The organism is Streptomyces sp. cg40, from assembly GCF_050320165.1.
Lineage (GTDB): Bacteria > Actinomycetota > Actinomycetes > Streptomycetales > Streptomycetaceae > Streptomyces > Streptomyces hokutonensis.
Window position 1 is genome coordinate 9,686,140 of record NZ_CP190128.1, and the last position, 18,223, is coordinate 9,704,362.

Annotated in this window: 19 protein-coding genes; 8 read left to right on the forward strand and 11 right to left on the reverse strand. The window is 71.9% G+C overall.

Annotation, left to right across the window (positions count from 1 at the left end; all coding sequences use genetic code 11):
• Nucleotides 1-34: 34 nt before the first annotated feature.
• A complete protein-coding gene (locus ACQHII_RS43735) occupies nt 35-484 on the reverse strand; it encodes a nitroreductase family deazaflavin-dependent oxidoreductase (protein WP_427924480.1) in 450 nt (149 codons plus the stop codon).
• 358 nt (nt 485-842) lie between these two features.
• Here ACQHII_RS43735 and ACQHII_RS43740 point away from each other — a divergent pair, with 358 nt between their 5' ends.
• Entirely contained in the window at nt 843-2,066 is a 1,224-nt protein-coding gene (locus ACQHII_RS43740) for a cytochrome P450 (protein WP_427924481.1), read from the forward strand.
• A 13-nt stretch (nt 2,067-2,079) separates the two neighbouring features.
• A complete protein-coding gene (locus tag ACQHII_RS43745; protein WP_427924482.1) occupies nt 2,080-2,289 on the forward strand; it encodes a ferredoxin in 210 nt (69 codons plus the stop codon).
• A 165-nt stretch (nt 2,290-2,454) separates the two neighbouring features.
• Here the strand turns inward: ACQHII_RS43745 and ACQHII_RS43750 are convergent, their stop codons facing one another.
• Nucleotides 2,455-3,333 carry a sigma-70 family RNA polymerase sigma factor gene (locus ACQHII_RS43750; protein WP_427924483.1) on the reverse strand — a complete coding sequence of 293 codons (879 nt, stop codon included), beginning with the start codon at nt 3,331-3,333 and terminating at the stop codon, nt 2,455-2,457.
• 68 nt (nt 3,334-3,401) lie between these two features.
• On the opposite strand from ACQHII_RS43750, the gene ACQHII_RS43755 reads away from it, so the two are divergent.
• The gene (locus ACQHII_RS43755) at nt 3,402-4,064 is read left to right on the forward strand and encodes an FMN-dependent NADH-azoreductase (RefSeq protein ID WP_427924484.1); all 663 of its coding nucleotides are present in this window, start codon (nt 3,402-3,404) and stop codon (nt 4,062-4,064) included.
• Between the two features lie 2 nt (nt 4,065-4,066).
• Here ACQHII_RS43755 and ACQHII_RS43760 read toward each other — a convergent pair whose 3' ends face one another.
• Nucleotides 4,067-4,618 carry a TetR/AcrR family transcriptional regulator gene (locus tag ACQHII_RS43760; protein ID WP_427924485.1) on the reverse strand — a complete coding sequence of 184 codons (552 nt, stop codon included), beginning with the start codon at nt 4,616-4,618 and terminating at the stop codon, nt 4,067-4,069.
• Between the two features lie 98 nt (nt 4,619-4,716).
• Here ACQHII_RS43760 and ACQHII_RS43765 point away from each other — a divergent pair, with 98 nt between their 5' ends.
• Together ACQHII_RS43765 and ACQHII_RS43770 are read left to right on the forward strand one after the other, a co-directional pair.
• Nucleotides 4,717-5,175 carry a nuclear transport factor 2 family protein gene (locus ACQHII_RS43765; RefSeq protein WP_427924486.1) on the forward strand — a complete coding sequence of 153 codons (459 nt, stop codon included), beginning with the start codon at nt 4,717-4,719 and terminating at the stop codon, nt 5,173-5,175.
• 9 nt (nt 5,176-5,184) lie between these two features.
• The gene (locus ACQHII_RS43770) at nt 5,185-5,709 is read left to right on the forward strand and encodes a flavoprotein (protein ID WP_427924487.1); all 525 of its coding nucleotides are present in this window, start codon (nt 5,185-5,187) and stop codon (nt 5,707-5,709) included.
• Here the strand turns inward: ACQHII_RS43770 and ACQHII_RS43775 are convergent.
• Nucleotides 5,706-6,560: a hypothetical protein gene (locus ACQHII_RS43775; protein WP_427924488.1), complete on the reverse strand. Its 855-nt coding sequence runs from the start codon at nt 6,558-6,560 to the stop codon at nt 5,706-5,708. The genes ACQHII_RS43770 and ACQHII_RS43775 overlap by 4 nt on opposite strands.
• Before the next feature lie 153 nt (nt 6,561-6,713).
• Nucleotides 6,714-6,929 (reverse strand): hypothetical protein, encoded by a 216-nt coding sequence (locus ACQHII_RS43780; RefSeq protein WP_427924489.1) that lies wholly within the window; start codon nt 6,927-6,929, stop codon nt 6,714-6,716.
• A 2-nt stretch (nt 6,930-6,931) separates the two neighbouring features.
• Between ACQHII_RS43780 and ACQHII_RS43785 the strand changes: the two genes are divergently transcribed.
• On the forward strand, nt 6,932-7,903 hold the full coding sequence (locus tag ACQHII_RS43785) for an aldo/keto reductase (protein ID WP_427924490.1): 972 nt from the start codon (nt 6,932-6,934) through the stop codon (nt 7,901-7,903).
• 45 nt (nt 7,904-7,948) lie between these two features.
• Here the strand turns inward: ACQHII_RS43785 and ACQHII_RS43790 are convergent, their stop codons facing one another.
• A complete protein-coding gene (locus tag ACQHII_RS43790; protein ID WP_427924491.1) occupies nt 7,949-8,728 on the reverse strand; it encodes a phytanoyl-CoA dioxygenase family protein in 780 nt (259 codons plus the stop codon).
• 576 nt (nt 8,729-9,304) lie between these two features.
• Here ACQHII_RS43790 and ACQHII_RS43795 point away from each other — a divergent pair.
• Entirely contained in the window at nt 9,305-11,116 is a 1,812-nt protein-coding gene (locus ACQHII_RS43795; protein WP_427924492.1) for a ricin-type beta-trefoil lectin domain protein, read from the forward strand.
• A gap of 3 nt (nt 11,117-11,119) precedes the next feature.
• Here the strand turns inward: ACQHII_RS43795 and ACQHII_RS43800 are convergent, their stop codons facing one another.
• From ACQHII_RS43800 to ACQHII_RS43815, 4 genes are all read right to left on the reverse strand, one after another.
• Nucleotides 11,120-11,614, reverse strand: coding sequence for a universal stress protein (locus ACQHII_RS43800; protein WP_427924493.1), 495 nt, complete (start codon nt 11,612-11,614; stop codon nt 11,120-11,122).
• 16 nt (nt 11,615-11,630) lie between these two features.
• Nucleotides 11,631-12,881 carry an SLC13 family permease gene (locus tag ACQHII_RS43805; protein WP_427925537.1) on the reverse strand — a complete coding sequence of 417 codons (1,251 nt, stop codon included), beginning with the start codon at nt 12,879-12,881 and terminating at the stop codon, nt 11,631-11,633.
• A gap of 70 nt (nt 12,882-12,951) precedes the next feature.
• A complete protein-coding gene (locus ACQHII_RS43810; protein ID WP_427924494.1) occupies nt 12,952-13,659 on the reverse strand; it encodes a DUF4232 domain-containing protein in 708 nt (235 codons plus the stop codon).
• Between the two features lie 126 nt (nt 13,660-13,785).
• The gene (locus ACQHII_RS43815; RefSeq protein ID WP_427924495.1) at nt 13,786-15,159 is read right to left on the reverse strand and encodes a serine/threonine-protein kinase; all 1,374 of its coding nucleotides are present in this window, start codon (nt 15,157-15,159) and stop codon (nt 13,786-13,788) included.
• Between the two features lie 46 nt (nt 15,160-15,205).
• Here ACQHII_RS43815 and ACQHII_RS43820 point away from each other — a divergent pair, with 46 nt between their 5' ends.
• A complete protein-coding gene (locus ACQHII_RS43820; protein WP_427924496.1) occupies nt 15,206-15,757 on the forward strand; it encodes an RNA polymerase sigma factor in 552 nt (183 codons plus the stop codon).
• A 6-nt stretch (nt 15,758-15,763) separates the two neighbouring features.
• Here ACQHII_RS43820 and ACQHII_RS43825 read toward each other — a convergent pair whose 3' ends face one another.
• Nucleotides 15,764-18,139, reverse strand: a complete 2,376-nt coding sequence (locus tag ACQHII_RS43825) for a SpoIIE family protein phosphatase (protein ID WP_427924497.1) — start codon at nt 18,137-18,139, stop codon at nt 15,764-15,766.
• Nucleotides 18,140-18,223: the final 84 nt, after the last annotated feature.

The window sequence follows — 18,223 nt, forward strand, 5'->3', positions numbered from 1 at the left end:
AATTTTCCCGGCGGACGCGGAACGGCTCCCGGCGTCAGCTGCCGTCGGCCGGTTCGAGGACGAACACGGGGATCTGCCGGTCCGTCTTCGTCTGGTACTCGGCGTACGGGGGGTACGCGGCGACCGCCCGCTCCCACCACGCGGCCTTCTCCTCGCCGGTGACCTCGCGAGCCGTCAGGTCCCACTTCTGCGGGCCGTCCTGAAGCTCCACCCGGGGGTCGGCCTGGATGTTGAAGTACCAGACCGGGTGCTTGGGCGCACCACCCTGCGAGGCGACCACCGCATACCGGCCGTCGTGCTCGACCCGCATCAGCGGGGTCTTCCGGATCTTCCCGCTCTTGGCGCCCACGGTCGTCAGCAGGATCACGGGCATCCCCGTGTCCATCAAGGTCGTCCCCTTGGTGCCACCCGAGCTCTCGTACAGCTCGACCTGGTCGCGCACCCACTGCGACGGGCTGGGTTCGTACTCGCCCTCAAGAGGCATGGCATTCGTCCCATCTCGCGTTCTACGGCTGTCTCGCACCCGGATTCAACACCGGCGGGCGCGCGATTCATCCACTCCGCGACTCTCTTCGGCCACGCGTTCGGGTCCGGCGAGATCCGGCTGACGGTCGGGTCGGCCGGACGGCCCTATCGCGCCAGATTCGCACCGTGCCGCTTCGTCCGGGAGGGATCGATCGTCCGTCACCACGTGTACGGGGACCGGGACCACGCGAACCGGACCCTCAGGTTCAGCCAGATTGTAGGGACCACCGATCTGGCCGAACTTGAGGTGGCTCCATAGGTGCCTCGGGCATCTAATGAAGATCGGCACGACGCAACCTTCGTCTGCGAGGTCTTCCATGACGGATCTGACGGATCTGACAGCTCCGACCGACCTGACCGAACCCGTCGCCTTCCCCCAGAGCCGTACCTGCCCCTACCACCCGCCCACCGGCTACGACCCCCTGCGCGCCGACCGTCCGGTCACCCGCGTCACCCTCTACGACGGGCACCAGGCCTGGCTGGTCACCGGTCACGCCACCGCCCGCGCGCTGCTCGCCGACCAGCGCCTGTCCTCCGACCGCACCCGGCCCGGCTTCCCCGCCACCACCCCGCGCTTCGCGGCGTTCCGGAACCGTACGGCCGCACTGGTCGGCGTCGACGACCCCAAGCACCGCACCCAGCGCCGCATGATGATCCCCGGCTTCACCGTCAAACGTGCCACGGCGATGCGGCCCGACATCCAGCGGATCGTCGACGGGCGGCTCGACGCGATGACCGCCGGGGGTGGGCCCGCCGACCTGGTCCCCTCGTTCGCGCTCCCCGTGCCCTCGATGGTGATCTGTGCGCTGCTCGGCGTCCCGTACGCCGACCACGACTTCTTCGAGGCGCAGTCCCGGCGGCTGCTGCGCGGCCCCACGGCCGAGGAGAGCCAGGACGCGCGTACGCAACTCGACGACTACCTGGGCGAGTTGATCGACCGCAAACAGCGGGAACCGGGCGAGGGCCTGCTCGACGATCTCGTGCGGGAGCAGTTGAACGAAGGGGCCCTGGACCGGGCCGAGTTGAGCGCCCTCGGTCTCATCCTCCTGGTCGCAGGGCACGAGACGACGGCGAACATGATCTCCCTCGGCACGTTCACGCTGCTGCGCCATCCCGAGCGGCTGGCCGAACTGCGGGCCGATCCACGGCTGTTGCCCGACGTGGTCGAGGAGCTGATGCGGTCGCTGTCGATCGTGGACGGGCTGATGCGGCTGGCCGTCGAGGACATCGAGGTGGACGGCATCACGATCCGGGCCGGCGAGGGAGTGCTCTTCTCGACCTCGGTCGTCAACCGCGACGAGGCCGTCTACACCGAGCCGGACGCCCTGGACTGGCACCGGCCCGCCCGCCACCACATCTCGTTCGGCTTCGGCATCCACCAGTGTCTCGGCCAGAACCTGGCCCGCGCCGAACTGGAGATCGCCCTGCGCAGCCTTTTCGAGAGGCTGCCCACGCTGCGTCTGGCCGCACCGGCGGAGGAGATCCCCTTCAAACCGGGCGACACGATCCAGGGGATGCTGGAACTCCCCGTGACCTGGTAAGAGGCTGCGTTCCATGCACACCGAAATCCACATCGACAAGGACCTCTGCATCGGGGCGGGCCAGTGCGCCCTGGCCGCCCCGGGCGTCTTCACCCAGGACGACGACGGCTACAGCACGGTGCTGCCCGGCAAGGAGGACGGCGCCGGCGACCCGATGCTCCGCGAGGCGGCCCGCGCCTGCCCGGTCACCGCGATCACGGTGACCGAACCGGTGGCGGGCTGAGAGGGGGGCGGCCGGGGCGCAGCGGGCCGCGGGGCCGCGCGGCTCCGTTGTACGGAGTGCCGTGGCCGTGAGGGTTCCGTCGCAAGGCAGTGCTTGGCCCGAGCGGCTTCGTTCGCCTTGGGCGGCTGAGTCGGCCGGGTCGCGCGGCACCGCGGTACGACCCGGTCAGCCCGCGGCCCCCAGCATCGCCACCTCGACACCCCGCAACCGCCCCCGATCCGCGATCACCTCGTACGCCGCGACCCGCCAGCCCTCGACGGTCACCCGCAGAGCGAGCAGCAGTCGCCCGCCCGGCGCGACCACGATGCCCACGTCCCCGTCGACGAGGGCGAGCGCGGCGAACCGGGTCCGGGCGCGCAGCAGCACCGTCCCCTCGGCGACCGCCCGCGCCCCGCGCAGCTCGGCCGGGACGCCGGGCGGCAGCGCGGCGGGCTCGGCGTGCCGGACCACATCGGGGGCGAGGACGTCGAGCAGCGCGCCCAGATCACCGCCCCGCGCGGCGGCGAGGAAGGCCGCGACGACCTCCCGGTGCCGGTCCAGTTCCGCGCCCGGCACCACCGGTGTGCCCCGCACCTTGTGCCGGGCCCGGCTGGCGAGCTTCTTCGCGGCGGGCAGCGAACGGTCCAGCACCGCCGCGATCCGGTCGAACGGCACCGCGAACAGATCGTGCAGCACGAACGCGACCCGCTCGGCCGGCCCCAGCGTGTCCAGCACCACCAGCAGCGCGAGCCCCACCGAGTCGGCGAGCACGGCCTCGTCCTCGGGCAGCTCACCGGCGCTCGGCTCGGGCAGCTCGTCGCCGTACGGGTCCTCCCGCCGGGACGCGCGGGTGCGCAGCAGGTCGAGGCAGATACGGGAGACGACCGTCGTCAGCCAGGCGGCGAGGTTGTCGATGCCGTCGCCGCCCGCGCGGCTCAGCCGCAGCCAGGCCTCCTGGACCGCGTCGTCCGCCTCGGCGAGCGAGCCCAGCATGCGGTAGGCGACCGCCCGCAGCCGCCCGCGCTCCGCCTCGAACCGCTCGGCCAGTTCGTCGTGCCCGTGCATGGGTCACCTTTCCTCGTCGTGCTCCGTCACCTCTCCGACGCACCCGAACCGACCGAGGTGACCACACCATGCTGCTCCACATCGACTCCAGCGCCGACACCACCGCCGACTCCGTGACCAGGCAACTCACCGAGACCTTCGCGCGAACCCACGGCCCGGCGGACCACCGCCGCCGCGACCTGTCCGCCGAACCGGTGGCGCCGATCACCCCCGCCTACACCACCCTCGGCCGCCGCGTGGAACGCGAAGGCTTCGTCCCGCCGGCCAAGGTCCCCGCACTGATCGAGAACGACGACGAGCAGCGGGAGTGGGACCTGACCCTGCCGTTGGTCAGCGAACTCCTCGCGGCCGACACGGTGTTGCTCGGCGTCCCGATGTACAACTTCTCGATCCCCGCGAGCCTGAAGGCGTGGATCGACCGCGTCACCTTTCCCGGCGCGCTCACGGACCCGGACACCGGGGAGAGCCTGCTGCGCGACACCCGGGTCGTCGTGGTCATGGCCCGCGGCGGCGGTTACGGCCCCGGCACCCCGCGCGAGCACTTCGACTTCCAAACGCCTCATCTGCGGGCCTACTTCGGCAACCTGGGCGTACCGCCGCAGCGCCTCCACCTCGTCGCCGCCGAGCTGACCCGGGTCGACGTGATGCCCCACCTGGCAGGCCTGGAGGACCTGGCGGCGGCCTCCCTCGCCCGGGCCCGCGCCACGCTCACGACCCTCGCCGCCGTCTGACCTCAGGCGGCCCGCAGCAGCGACCGGACCGCCTCGCGCGCCTCCGCCGCCGGCTCCGCGCTCCCGGTGATGCCCGCCGTGACCATGGCACCCTCGGCCAGCAGGAACACCTGCCCGGTCAGTACGGCGGGCAGTCCGGCGTCCGCCACGAGAGCGGCCAGATAGTCGCGGAACTCCCGCTTGTGCGACCGGACTTGGGCCACCACGCGCTCCGAGGTCGCGCCGAGTTCGCCGTAGGAGTTGATCCACGCGCAGCCCCGGAAGTCGGCCTCGCCGAACCACTCCTCCAGCCAGTCGAAGACGGCCGGAATTCGTTCCTGTGGATCATCGTGGCGCTCGACGTGTTCGGCGAGGCGCCCGCGCCAGCGCAGGTCACGCCGTTCGAGGTACGCCTCCACCAACTGGTCCTTCGCCGGGAAGAGTTGGTAGAGCCGCTTGAGGGAGAGCCCGGAGGCGGTGCGGACGGCGTCCATGCCGACGGCCTGTATGCCCCGCCCGTAGAACAGCTTCTCGGCGGCGTCCAGCGCCTGTTCCCGGGCGACTGCGCTGTCCATGAGACGACCCCTCCTTGACGTGAGAACGACCGTTCTCTACGTTAGCAGTCGTCCGGAGAACGCTCGTTCTCGCTCAGCTCCCCGCCCTGGAGACGACCATGGCCGACCGCCCGCCCCTCCCGCCCTTCACCCGCGAGACCGCCGCGCAGAAGGTGCAGGCCGCCGAGGACGCCTGGAACACCCGTGACCCGCACCGGGTCGCGCTCGCCTACTCGCAGGACTCCGTCTGGCGCAACCGCGACACCTTCGTCACCGGCCGCGCCGAGATCGTCGAGTTCCTCACCGCCAAATGGGAGCGCGAGCACGAGTACGCCCTGCGCAAGGACCTGTGGGCCTACGACGGCAACCGCATCGCGGTCCGCTTCCAGTACGAGTGCCGGGACGCCGACGGGCAGTGGTGGCGGTCGTACGGCAACGAACTGTGGGAGTTCGACGAGCACGGCCTGATGACCCGGCGCGAGGCGAGCATCAACGACACGCGCATCAAGGAGAAGGAACGGCGTCTGTCCGGGCCGCGCCCGGAAGCCGAACGCGGGCGGTCGTTCCCGCTTCAGTAGGGTTCCCGGATGACCGAACCCGACGGAAAACCCTTCCTCTACGTCGTCGTCTGCGCCGCCGGTGTCGCCGTGGACGTCGGCAGGCTGATAGCCGCCGCGCAGGAGCGGGGCTGGGAGGTCGGGGTCTTCGCGACCCCGGTCGCGATGGGTGGCTTCTTCGACACGGCCGCCGTCGAGGCGCGGACCGGGCGGCCGATCCGTTCGGCGTGGCGAACTCCCGGCGATCCGCGCCCCTTTCCGCCCCCGGACGCCGTGATCGTCGCGCCCGCCACCTTCAACACGATCAACAAATGGGCGTCCGGTACGGCCGACACCCTCGCCCTCGGCACCCTCTGCGAGGCGTACGGCCTCGGAGTCCCGACCGTCGTACTCCCTTGTGTGGGCGACGCGTTGGCCGCCCACCCCGCCTACCGGGCGAGCCTGGCCCGGCTGCGCGAGATGGGCGTCCGCTTCGCGGAGCCGTACTCCGGCGCGGCCCAGGAGGACGGCGGGCGGCCGGAGTTCGGCTGGACGCAGGCGCTGGACCTGCTCTAGGAACAGGTCACGGTCGGCCCGGCCAGCATGCCCCCGGTGTAGAGCGTCTGACCCTGGGGCATCCAGTAGCCCAGCTTCGAAACGACCGTGGAACAGCGGGACTTGAGGGCGACTTGGACCACCACGGTGTCCGGGTGCCCCGGCTGGAGATCGGTGAGCGCGCAGTCGAGGGCGTGCGGGAGCCGGTCCTGCGCGGGGTGCCGGCCGATCAGCGGATTGACACAACGCGCGTCGCTCGTGGTCAGTTCGGCCCCCGTGCCCTCCTCCGCGATGAGCCCGAACCGCGCGCTGCCGTCGCCCTCGTCGCTGGCCCGCTGGACCGTGTACGTCAGCGTGGTCACGGAGTTCGGCGCCAGCGTGCTCCGGTCGACCTCGATGCCGTGCGTCGCCTTCGGCCGGGGAGCGGTCAGCGTGAGCGTCGCGCGGACGGTGCCCCGCACGTCCACTCCCTCGGGCATCGAGCGGACGTGCACGTCGGCCGTGAAGTCGTAGGTCCCCGGCCCCGGATACTGCCCCGACCCGGGCAGCGTGCCGGACGCGACCGTCTCGCCGTCCCGCCGCGCGGTCCAGGTGCCCGAGGTGCGGCACGCGTAACGGACGGTCGCCCGGAGCTGCCGGCAGGTCGCGGGCGCCGAGACCGCCATCGTCGGAGTGCCGCTGCCCGCGCAGAGACTGACCATGGCATGCGCGCCGCGCGGGCCGTGCAGGGTACCCGCGGGCGCGCACAGCGTCGACGGCGGCTCGGGCGGGGGCGGCGCCGGGTCCGTGTCACCCCACGCGGGCGACACCAGGGCCAGCGGCAGCACGGCCGCCCCCAGCAGGCTCCTCAGTCCGGTCCGACGTCTCTGCATCGCGTTCCTCCCGTACGGCCACGACCGGCCGGGCGCCGGTCGTCCGCACCGAGGATGCGCACCGGCGAGGGCCGCCCGACCGCTCCCACGCCGCGCGGCGGGGGGCGGTCACACCAACGCCGGACGCAGGTCGGTGCCCGAGGAGGGCACCACTCAAGGCGCCAGCAAGAGGTCGTCGCGCAGGCCCCGGCCCCGCTCGACCGGCGCCGCGTGCCCGATGGGGTGCGGCTCGCCGTCCAGGGTCGCCCGCACCGCGAGGCCGGTGACGGAGGCGCGGGCACCGTCGAGGGCCGCACGCAGGCCCGCCTTCGAGCACTGACGAAGTCGTACGCTCCAAAGCGGTACCGAACTCGAAGGCAGGAGCAGCAACGATGCAGTACGTGAAGCTCGGTTCGACCGGCCTGGACGTCTCGCGGATCTCTCTGGGCTGCATGACCTACGGACTCCCGGACCGCGGCACCCACGAATGGACCCTCGACGAGGAGGCCTCGCGCCCGCTGATCCGGCAGGCGCTGGAGGCCGGGATCAACTTCCTCGACACCGCGAACGTCTACTCCGACGGCACCAGCGAGGAGATCACCGGCCGGGCAATGCGCGACTTCGCCCGCCGCGACGAGGTCGTGCTCGCCACGAAGGTGCACGGCCGCACCCGCCCCGGGCCCAACGGCGCCGGGCTCTCGCGCAAGGCGATCATGTCCGAGATCGACCACAGCCTCGCGCGTCTCGGCACCGACTACGTCGACCTCTATCAAATCCACCGCGCCGACCCGCACACTCCCGTCGAGGAGACCATGGAGGCGCTGCACGACCTGGTGAAGGCGGGCAAGGTCCGCTACATCGGGGCGAGTTCGATGTTCGCCTGGCAGTTCGCCAAGCACCAGCACATCGCGGAGCGGCACGGCTGGACGAAGTTCGTGTCCATGCAGAACCACTACAACCTCCTCTACCGCGAGGAGGAGCGCGAGATGCTGCCGCTCTGCGCGGACCAGGGCGTCGGCGTGCTGCCCTGGAGCCCGCTGGCGCGGGGCCGCCTCACCCGGGACTGGGGGACCACCACCGAGCGCAGCAGCACCGACAACTTCGGCAACCGCCTCTACCAGGACGGCGACCGGACGATCGTCGAGGCGGTCACCCGGATCGCCGGCGACCGGGGTGTCCCGCGCGCCCAGGTCGCCCTCGCCTGGCTGCTGCACCAGGGCACGGTGGCCGCACCGATCATCGGCGCGGCCAAGCCGCAGCACATCGAGGACGCCGTCGCCGCCGTCGAACTGGAGCTGAGCGACAAGGAGATCGAGGAACTGGAGCAGCCCTACACTCCGCACGCGATCAGCGGCCACTCCTGACGCATCGTCAACAGACTTGGCTTCAGGCTGAGTTGATACGGAACGTCAGTGCGGGCCGTGCGGTGCGAACTCCGTGCCGCACGGCCCCGCTCCGGCACTCTCCGCCAGCGGCACTCGTTCGCCGCTCATCGTGATCGTGCGGTAGAAACCCCCGATCCGGTCGGCGGAGCGGCCCACGTAGTGCCCGATGAACGAACGGCGGAAGCGGTCCGCGCTGCGATTGGGCTGCGAGCCGTGCACCAGGCTGCCGTTGAAGAACAGGACGTCCCCGGGAGCCATGTCGACCGGCACGGCGGAGAGCCCGGGCGGCGGAGGAACGTACTCGCGGGCGAAGGAGACCCCGGGATCCGCCTCCTCCGGGCAGAACACGTCCATGCGATGGGTGCCGGGCACGACCTCCAGGCCGCCGTTGTCCCGGTCGATCTCGTCGCAGGCGATCCACGCGGCCACACAGGTGCCGGGCTCGGCCCGCAGATAGAAGTTGTCCTGGTGCAGCGCCTGGCCCCGGGCCCCGGGCGGCTTGAAGTAGAACATGCTCTGCGCGGCCAGCACCTCTTCGCCGAACAGGGTCTCCAGGACGTCCCGCAACCGCGGGTCCAGCAGGAAGCGCAGGGCGAGGTCGTCGATCTCGTGCGGGTGCATCACCCGGGGGTACGCGAGCAGAGGATCGCCGCTCGGGCGCGGCGCGAAGTGGCCGGGCACCGGACCCGCCGCGTGCAGTGCCGTGAACCGCTCGCAGAGCCGGTCGATTTCGTCGTGACTGAACAATCCGCGCGCGACCGTGAACCCGTCCTCCTCGAACGCGCCGATGTCCGTGGCTGTCATGCGGGACCTCCTCGGTGTGGTGTCACTCCACAGTGTCAGGCGGCCGGGCGCCCGCCTATTGGTTGGTCGTGAACGCTCTCGTCGGTGCGGGGGTGGCAGGTGTCAACTCCCGTGGCGGGACCGTCCGGTCGGGCAATGGCCCCGGCGGCTCGAACATGACCTGGGAAGACGGCGGGAGGGGCGGTGCGCCCGCCCTGTGTGCCGGACGCACCCGGCTGCCCCCGGCCAATGGTTTTGGGATTTCCCGTGTGGATACGGTGGCAATCCCATAACGGACCCCATTGACGAATCGTCAAATGAAGGGTGCCGGAACGCAATGCACAAAACCGAGGAAGACCTTGTTCCGTCTCGCTGACCTGTGCAAAGGTGTGCCTGTCGGCGTGCGGACATTAGATGATTCCCCTCTGCGCGCACGAGGCCGCTTCCGTACGCCACCCCCCTTGCTTCAAAAGAGCTGCCCCAGGCGGATGTTGGAGTTGGCGTCAATCGGACGGGCGGACCCTGTCGGCTCGTCGGCACAGTCGCATACCCGCCGGTATGGACTATATTCCGCGTTTCACCTGGAGGAATGCAGCCGTGACGGACCCAGGTCCCTCGAATTCCCCTTCCGCTCACCACTTCGAAGTGACCGACGAGCAGCTCAGCGCCGAGCTGAAGAAGTGGACGGGGACGACGCCAGCGCTGCAACCGGTCGGCGAACTGCTGGACCGGCACTGGGAAGCCGCCTTCGCCTATGCGGGGCTGTGCACCGATGGTCCGCACCATGCCGGAATGCTCACCACGGCCGCTTTCACCCGGCTCTTCGGGGAATCCCTGCGGCAGTCCGGACCGACTGCGGCCTGGCGACCCCAGGTGCTGGTCACCGTCCGCCGTATCGCCGCGGAATGGGACACCGACCGCCGGCAGGAAATGCTCCACCCGGATCTGCGCTCGGCGGCCGGCGACGGCGACCGCGTCGCGGCCCGACTGCTCCCGGTGCCCGAACGGCGTCTGCTCTCCCGGGCGTTCCAGCGGCTGCCCCACACCGCGCGCACCCTGCTGTGGCACCTTGAGGTCGAGAACGAGCCGACCGCGACAGCCGCCGGACTTGTCGGCCTCGACGAGGAGGGCGCCCGCATCGAACTCGGCCGCGCCGTCGTCCGCCTGCGCGAGGAATGCCTCCAGGTCCACCGCGAACTCGCCCACGACGACGAGTGCCAGCTCTACATACGGCTGCTGGACGTCACCTTCCGGCGCGGCGGCGCGGAGGTCGATCCGGACCTGGGCATGCACCTCACGGTCTGCAAGCACTGCCGGCACACGGCCGACCAGCTCAACCAGTTCAACGCCGGACTCGGCGTGGCGCTCGCCGAAGCGGTGCTCGGCTGGGGCGCACGCGCCTACCTGGAGGTCAGGGCCGGCAGCCGCAACCTGCCCGCGCAGGTGTCGTCCACCTCGACCGAAATCGCCCTGCGCTCCGGCCCGCGCCGCGGCGAACTCAGATCGGCCCACAAGGCGGCCCGCCGTGTCCGCCGCCGCAACCTCACCGCGGCCGTGCTGACCGTGAGCGGACTGGTCGTCCTCCCGCTTGTCCTGTGGTCCGCCGGCGGCTCGGGCGACTCCAAGAGCACCACCGGGAACCAGGCCACCGGTGCCTCCGGCACCGGCAAGGAGTCCGCCAACCCCTCCTGGGTCGGCGCCAACGACACCACGCAGGGCACGCTCAGCGGCCGGCTGCACAACGTCGACTCCGGCCTGTGTATCGGCATCGAGGGCAACAAGCCCCTCAAGGGTGCCGAGGCCGAACTGCAGACCTGCTCGTCGTCGGCCGGCCAGCAGTGGTCGTACGAGACCGACGGACAGCTGCGCAGCACCGCAGACCCCGGCCTCTGCCTCGACTCCCACCTCGCCTACGAGGTGACGCTCGCCCCCTGCACGAGCGCGTCCTCGGCGACCGCGAAGAACATCCGCTACGACTTCACCCTCCAGGGCATCCTCGTACCGCGCTGGAACCAGGACCAGGCGCTGACCCCCGCCTCCACCGACGGCGGCGGCGCGCTCGTCCTGAAGACGCGCGCGGACGGCACGGCCCAGCGCTGGGTCTTCGACACGTCCAAGGCCGACCCGCAGATGCAGGTCGTCAACTGGGACACCGACAGCACCGACGCACCGGTCACCACCAAGAAGGCCGGCCCCACGGCCACGCCCACCCCGTCGGCGACACCCACCCCGACACCGAGCGCGTCGACCCCGCAGTCCACGCCGACGACCGCCGCGCCGACCGACTACTGCGACTACTACCCGACCTACTGCTCGGGAGGCGGCCAGGGCGGCTGGGGCGGCGGATACGGCGGTGGGTACGGAGGCGGGTACGGCGGTGGGTACGGCAGTGGTGGGTACGGTCACTGAGCCTCAGCGCGGAGGGTGCGGAGGTGGCGGCGGCAGGGTCGAGATGCCCGGCGCCGCCTCCGGCCACACCAGCAGCACCGGACAGGGCGCGTGATCGACGGCGAACCGGACGGCGGGCCCGAGACTGTGCGGGCCCAGCCGGGCCCGGTCGCCGTCGCGGGCCAGTACCAGCAGATCGGCGTCCCCGGCGGCGGCCACCACCTCCCGCTCGACCCGCCCGGCCCGCTCCACCCGCTCGCACGGCCGCCCCAGCCGCTCGGCCGCCGCGTCCAGCAGCTCCGCCGCGGACGTGCTGCCCAGATCCTCCAGCCGGGTTCCCGGATCACGCGCCGGACCACCCCGCCCGAGCAGCCCCGCGAACGCCCCGTGCGCGAGACCGGACACATCGGGCCCGCTGACATGCAGCAGCACCACCTCGGAACCCTCCGGCGCATGCGTCCGTACGGCGTCCACACAGGCGGGCCAGGTGCCCTCGACCAGCCAGGCGATCACACGCATTCGGTCTCCCTCGGTGTCAGAGAACCTGGAGCGACAACCACAGTGCCACCGTCGCCGGGACGAGCGCCGACGGCACGGCGAGCAGCCCCAGCTTCGTGAACTCCTTGAGATCCACGCCGTGTTCGTGCTGATGCACGATCCGCCGCCACAACAGCGTCGCGAGCGACCCGGCGTAGGTCAGATTCGGCCCGATGTTCACCCCGAGCAGCACCGCGAGCACGGCCCCCGGCCCGGACTGCGCGGTCAGCGGCAGCAGCACCAGCACGGCCGGCAGATTGTTGATGAGATTCGCCAGTACGGCGGCCAGCGCGGCGATCCCGAGCAGGGCCGCGATCCCGGTCCCGCCGGGCAGGACATGGCCGAGCGCGTCGGAGAGCCCGTTGTCCACCACCGCCCGCACCACGATCCCGAGCGCCAGCACGAACGCCAGGAAGGACGGAGCGGCGGCCCGCACGACCGTCATCGGGGTCGCCTGCCGCCGCAGGAGCCCCCGGCCGGCCATGACGAGCGCCCCCGCGAACGCGGCCCACGCCGGGTCGATGCCGATCGCCGAGGTCAGCACGAACCCGGCGAGCGTGCAGGCGACGGTGGCCAGCGCGAACACCGGTAGCCCGGGCGTGTCGCCGGAGGCGGGGGAAGGCGCGGCTGCCGCGAGGTCGCGGGCGAAGAACTTCCGGAACACCAGGTACTCGGCGCCGATCGCGACCAGCCAGGGCAGCGCCATCAGGCCGGCGAACCGGGTGAAGCTCAGACCGCTCGCCGCGAACGCGAGGAGGTTCGTGAGGTTGGAGACCGGCAGGAGCAGCGAGGCCGTGTTCGACAGGTGCGTGCACGCGTAGACGTGCGGTTTGGGACGCACGCCCATCCGGGACGCCGTCGCGAACACGACCGGTGTCAGCAGCACGATCGTGGCGTCGAGGCTGAGTACGGCCGTGATCGCGGAGGCCAGTGCGAACACCGCCGTCAGCAGCCGCCCCGGGCTGCCCTTCGCCCACTCGGCCATCCATGCCCCGCAGGCCCGGAACAGGCCCTCCACGTCGCAGAAGTGGGCGAGCACCAGCACCGCGGCGAGGAAACCGACCACCGGGCCGAGCTGCTCGGCCTCCGCCCGCGCGTGGTCGAGCGAGATCGCCCCGGTGGCCACGGCGACCCCGGCGGCAGGGACCGCCATCACCGCCTCCGGCCACCCGAAGGGACGGACGACGGCCCACACGAGGACGGCGACGAGCAGGACGACGGACAGGGTTTCGGCGAGCGGGGTGTTCAGGGGACGGTCCTCCGGGACGCGGGCAGCGGTGCCCGCACCATGTAACCAGGCCCCGGCGCGAAGCCCGCGCTCAGGCGCCCGTGCCCGCGCTGAACACCGTCAGCCGCACCGAGGACGAGTTGCCGGACACCGGCACCGCGCCGTTCGTCCACGTCACCTTCAGCGGGTCCTTCTCGTCGGGCGGGGTCACCACCAGCGTGGCGGGGGTGGCCGTCTTCGCGCCGCTGATCTCGGGGTTGGAGAAGGTCAGGCCGGCCCAGGCGCTCTGGCCCGGCTTCAGCGTGACGGTGGTGGCGGTGCTGCCCGTCTCGCGCACGGGGTTCGGGCCCAGCTGGGTGCCGGACGCGTTCACGAACGCGGCGCCGGGAAAGCCGCGCACCGTGCAGGTGCGGCCGGACACGTTGGTGAGGACGATCGGGAAGTTCTCCTGTCCGGCGCCCGGATCGTTGCCGCCCACCGTGGCCTTCAGCTCGGAGGTGTGGCACCGGCTGCTGCTCGCGGTGGAGGTGCTGGAACCCGTGGCGGTGGACGAGGAGGTCGAGGAACCCGACGAGTTCGAGTCGGACCCGGTGGCGGTGTCGGAGCCGCCCGACGAGGTGACCGGCGTGCCGGACCCGTCGGCCGAGGCGTCGCCGCCGGCGGGCGCGGCCGTACCCGACTGGGTCTGCGGGCTGCTCACCGTGCCGCTCCCGTCGCCGCAGGCCGTCGTCAGGCCCAGTACGGCGACCGCGCTCACGAGCAGGGCCGCCCGGCGCAGGGACTGGGACGTGTTCGCCATCTTCAACACTCCTGGAAGTTCACCCCTACAGCGCCTCGCGCGCTGTCACAGGGATCCGATGCGCGTGCGCACCGAAAGGTTCGCGGGATCGACGACTTCTTTTGCGACAGTGACCAGGACAGTGGATCAGGTGACCCGGAGCGAGCGCAGTATCCGCGAGGTCGCGTCGCCGCTGTGCTGCCGTATCTGCACGTAGACCTGGGGCTGCGCGGCGCCGCCGACGAGGCGCAGCGCGGTCTCCGAGAGGGTGCCGGTGCCGCCCGAGCAGTCGCTCCAGGTGCGGATCGTGCCGCGCCAGGTGGCGCTGGAGTAGGCGCGGCTGCCGTCGTAGTGGCAGCCGGAGTGGGCGATGCCGTCCACCTTCGTCGCCACGCTGCCGTGCTCGCTCAGCCCGACGAACACGCCGTTCACGTCGGCCGAGAGGTCCGGCCACTTCGCCAGGTCGTCGGCGACGGCCAGCCCCGGTTCCTGCCCGGCCGTCAGCCCGATCGCGTGCGGATCCCAGCCCGAGTCGCGCAGCTGTCGGCCCCAGGAGCCCGGCACCGCGACCACCACCCGCCCGGTGCTGTCCTTGACCGTCAGGTCCGAACTCCTGGACGACGACGGCAGGTTGAGCACGGCGACGCCCGTCCCGGCGGCCACGACAACGAACAGCCCCGCCATCAGCGCGACCCCCCGGTGCCGGCCGTGCGGCCTGTGCACCGGGGTGGCCTCGGCGGCCAGCCGCTCCAGCTCCGCCGCGAACGCCCGCGCCGTCGGCCAGCGCCGCTCCCGGTCCGGTTCCAGCGCCCGCAGCAGGGCCCGCTGCACCTCGGGGGAGAGATCGGGCCGCAGCCGGTCCGGCCGTACGACCTGACCGGGCGTGCCCGGAACCGTGCCGGTGGCCAGCTCGTAGCCGAGCGCGCCCAGGCTGTACACGTCGGCCCGCTCGTCGATGCCCGAGCCGGGCTGCGCCTGCTCCGGCGGTTGATAGCCGGCCGAACCCGCGGCCAGGGTGAGACCCGAGGCCTGCGCCAGGCTCTTCGCCAGGCCCAGGTCGGCGAGCAGGACCCGCTCGGTGCCGTCCGGGGCGGTGCGCAGCAGTACGTTCGTCGGCTTGATGTCCCGGTGCACGATCCCCGCCTCGTGCAGCGCGGCGGCGCCCCGGGCGGCCAGCGCGGTCAGCCGCAGCACCTCGGGCACGGGCAGCGGACCGGCGGCGAGCAGATCGGCGAAGGTGCCGGCGTCGGCGTACTCCATCACGAAGTACGGCCGCCCGTCGGGCAGTTCACCGATGTCGTAGACCTGCACCACGCGGTTCGAACCGGCCCTGCGCAGCAGCCGGGCCTCGGAGAGGAAGCGCTCGCGGACGTCCATGCGGTGCGCCCAGTTCTCCGCGAGGACCTTCACGGCGACCGGGGCCTCGAGCTCGTCGTCGTGCGCGAGCCAGACCGTGCCGAACGCGCCGCTGCCCAGGCGGCGTTTAAGGCGGTAGCGGCCGATCTGTTCGACGTGGTGCATGGGACTATCATGCCTGCTCGGAGATCGAGGCGGAGGAGTGGATCCAGTGCAGGACAGGGCGCCGACCGAGGAGCTGGCCAGGCGCGCGGCAGCCGGTGATCCGGCCGCGCTCGACGCGCTGCTCAGGACGATCCAGCCCGACGTGGTACGGCGGTGCGGGCGGTTCCTGCCGTGCCGGGAGGACGCCGAGGAGGCCGCGCAGGACGTACTGCTGCAAGTCGCCCGGAAGATCGGCACATTCGAGGGCCGCAGCCTCTTCAGCACCTGGCTCTACACGGTCGTCGCCAACGGCGCCCGGCAGAAGTACCGCGAGCTGAAGCGGCGGGCCGCCGAGCAGCCGGCCGTGATCGACGTCTCGCAGCATGTCGACCCGCGCACCACGAGCGTGATCGCCGGGTCGAAGATCGACCTCCTGGAGGCGATCGAACGCCTGGAGCGGGAGTCGCCGCACCTGGTCGAACCGCTGGTGTACCGGGACATCTGCAAGCTGGAGTACGCCGAGATCGCCGAGCGCCTCGGCATCCCGCTCGGCACGCTCAAGTCCCGGCTGCACGAGGCCCGCCGCCAGGTCAGGCCCTGGCTGACCGACCTGTCCTGACCCGGCTCAGACCTCGTCGAACAGCGACAGCTCCGCCCAGATCGTCTTGCCGTCCGCCGTGTGCCGGCTGCCCCAGCGCTGGGTGAGCTGGGCGACCAGCAGCAGCCCACGCCCGCCCTCGTCCCAGGTCTTGGCGCGGCGAAGGTGCGGAGCCGTGTGGTTGGTGTCGGAGACCTCGCAGATCAGCGTGGCCGCATCATGGATGAGCCTGAGCCGGATGGGGTGCGCGCCGTAGCGGATGGCGTTGGTGACCAGCTCGCTCACCACCAGCTCGGCCGTGAATCCGGCCTCGCTGAGGTTCCAGGCGTCGAGCTGCTCGACGACCTGCTTGCGGATCGGGGCCACCAGTGACGGGTCGGCCGGGATGTCCCAGGTGGAGACCTGCTCGGCGGGCAGGCCCTGGGTGCGGGCCAGCAGCAGCGCCACGTCGTCGGCGGCACCGCCCGGCGGGAGCACGGCGTGCAGGATCCGGTCGCAGGTCTCGTCCAGGGAGTCCGAGGACGCGTACAGCGCGTCGAACAGCAGCCGGTGATTGTCGTCGAGGTCCCGCTCGCGGTTCTCGGTCAGCCCGTCGGTGTACAGCGCGAGTACGGTGCCCTCGGGCAGCTCGAACTCGGCCGACTCGAAGGGCAGTCCGCCCAGGCCCAGCGGCGGGCCCGCGGGCAGGTCGATGTGCTCGGGCGGGCCGCCGGGCCGGAGCATGATCGGCGGTGGATGTCCGGCGCGGGCCAGCGTGCAGCGCCGGGACACCGGGTCGTACACCGCGTACAGGCAGGTCGCGCCGACCTCGCCCGGGCTGCCCTCGCCGCCGGCCTCCGCGGAGAGCCGTACGACCAGGTCGTCCAGGTGGGTCAGCAGCTCGTCCGGGGCCAGGTCGATGTCGGCGAGGGTGCGGACGGCCGTGCGCAGCCGGCCCATGGTGGCGGAGGCCTGGATGCCGTGGCCGACGACGTCCCCGACGACCATGGCGACCCGCATCCCGGACAGCGGGATCACGTCGAACCAGTCGCCGCCGACCCCGGCACGCGCCGCCGGCAGATAGCGCGAGGCGGCCTCCAGGGCGGCCGTGCTCGGCAGTTTGCGGGGGAGCAGGCTGCGCTGGAGGGCCAGCGCGGTCTCGCGTTCGCGGGAGAAGCGGCGGGCGTTGTCGATGCAGACGGCGGCCCGGGCGGTGACCTCCTCGGCCAGCAGCACGTCGTCCTCGCTGAACGGGTCCATGCGCCGGTACCGGGTCAGGACCGCCACGCCGAGGGTCACGCCCCGGGCCTGGATCGGTACCGCCATCGAGGAGTGGATGCCGTACTCCTGGACACGTCTGGTGCGGGTTTTGTCCCAGGCCAGCCAGAGTTCGAGGGCCCGGCCCGAAGCCACCAGGGTGCGGCCCGCGACCAGCGCGTCGGCCTGCGGGGACTGGTCGGGATACAGGTCCGACTGGCCCGGCTTGGCGACGGCCTCCGGGCTGCCCTGCTGCACCGAGGCGTGCGCGGCCCGGCGCAGCCGCACCGGCGCGACGATCGCCGTCGGGAGCTCACCGCCGTGCTCCTGCGGGTCCAGCAGGTCGATGCTGACGAAGTCGGCCAGGGCCGGCACGCAGACATCCGCCAGCTCCTGGGCCGTACGGGTGACGTCGAGGGTGGTGCCGATGCGGACGCTCGCCTCGTTGACCAGTTGGAGCCGCTCGCGCGCCAGGTAGTTCTCGGTGAAGTCGTGCGCGGCCAGACACACGCCGCGCACCTGTCCCTCGGCGTCGGTGATCGGCGCCATCCGGGCCAGCCAGGCGTGCGCGGCGTCCTCGCCGCCGGTGCGCATGTAGATCTGGAAGTCCTGGGCCGTGCCGGAGGTGAGCACGCGCAGCATGTACTGCTCCAGCTCCGCGCTCTGCGTCTTGCCGCCGATCTCGGTGATCCGCAGGCCCTGGATGCGCTCCTCGGGCAGACCGATCACCTCGGCCATCGCGTCGTTGACCCGGCTCAGCCGCAGATGCTCGTCGTAGACCGCGATGGCACACGGCGACTGGGTCAGCGCGGCGGTCGCGAGGGGGTCCTCGTCGGCGCGCGGCCCGCCGCCCTCCAGCGGCGTCACGACGAGCCAGTCGCCCGGCCCGCCGTCCCGGGGGCGCCGGTGGTGGGCCAGCAGCCACACCGGCACGGCCCGGCCGTCCCGGTGCCACAGCGTGACCGTGCCGTCCCAGCGGGCACTGGTGGGAACCGGCAGGGCCCCGGTGCCACCGGCCAGCAGCCGCACGGCCGGGCGGCCCACGACCTCGCCCGCGGTGTGGCCGAGGAGCCGCTGTGCCCCCTCGTTCCACTCCACCAGAGTTCCGGCATCGTCGATGACAACCCGCGCCGTCGCGGCATCGTCGAACGGGTAGACCGGACTCATCGTCGCCACTCCATCGCGCGCACTCACAGTGAACAACCAGGCCACTTGTGTTCCAGCCTAGTGCGTCACAGTCCCGAGCGGACG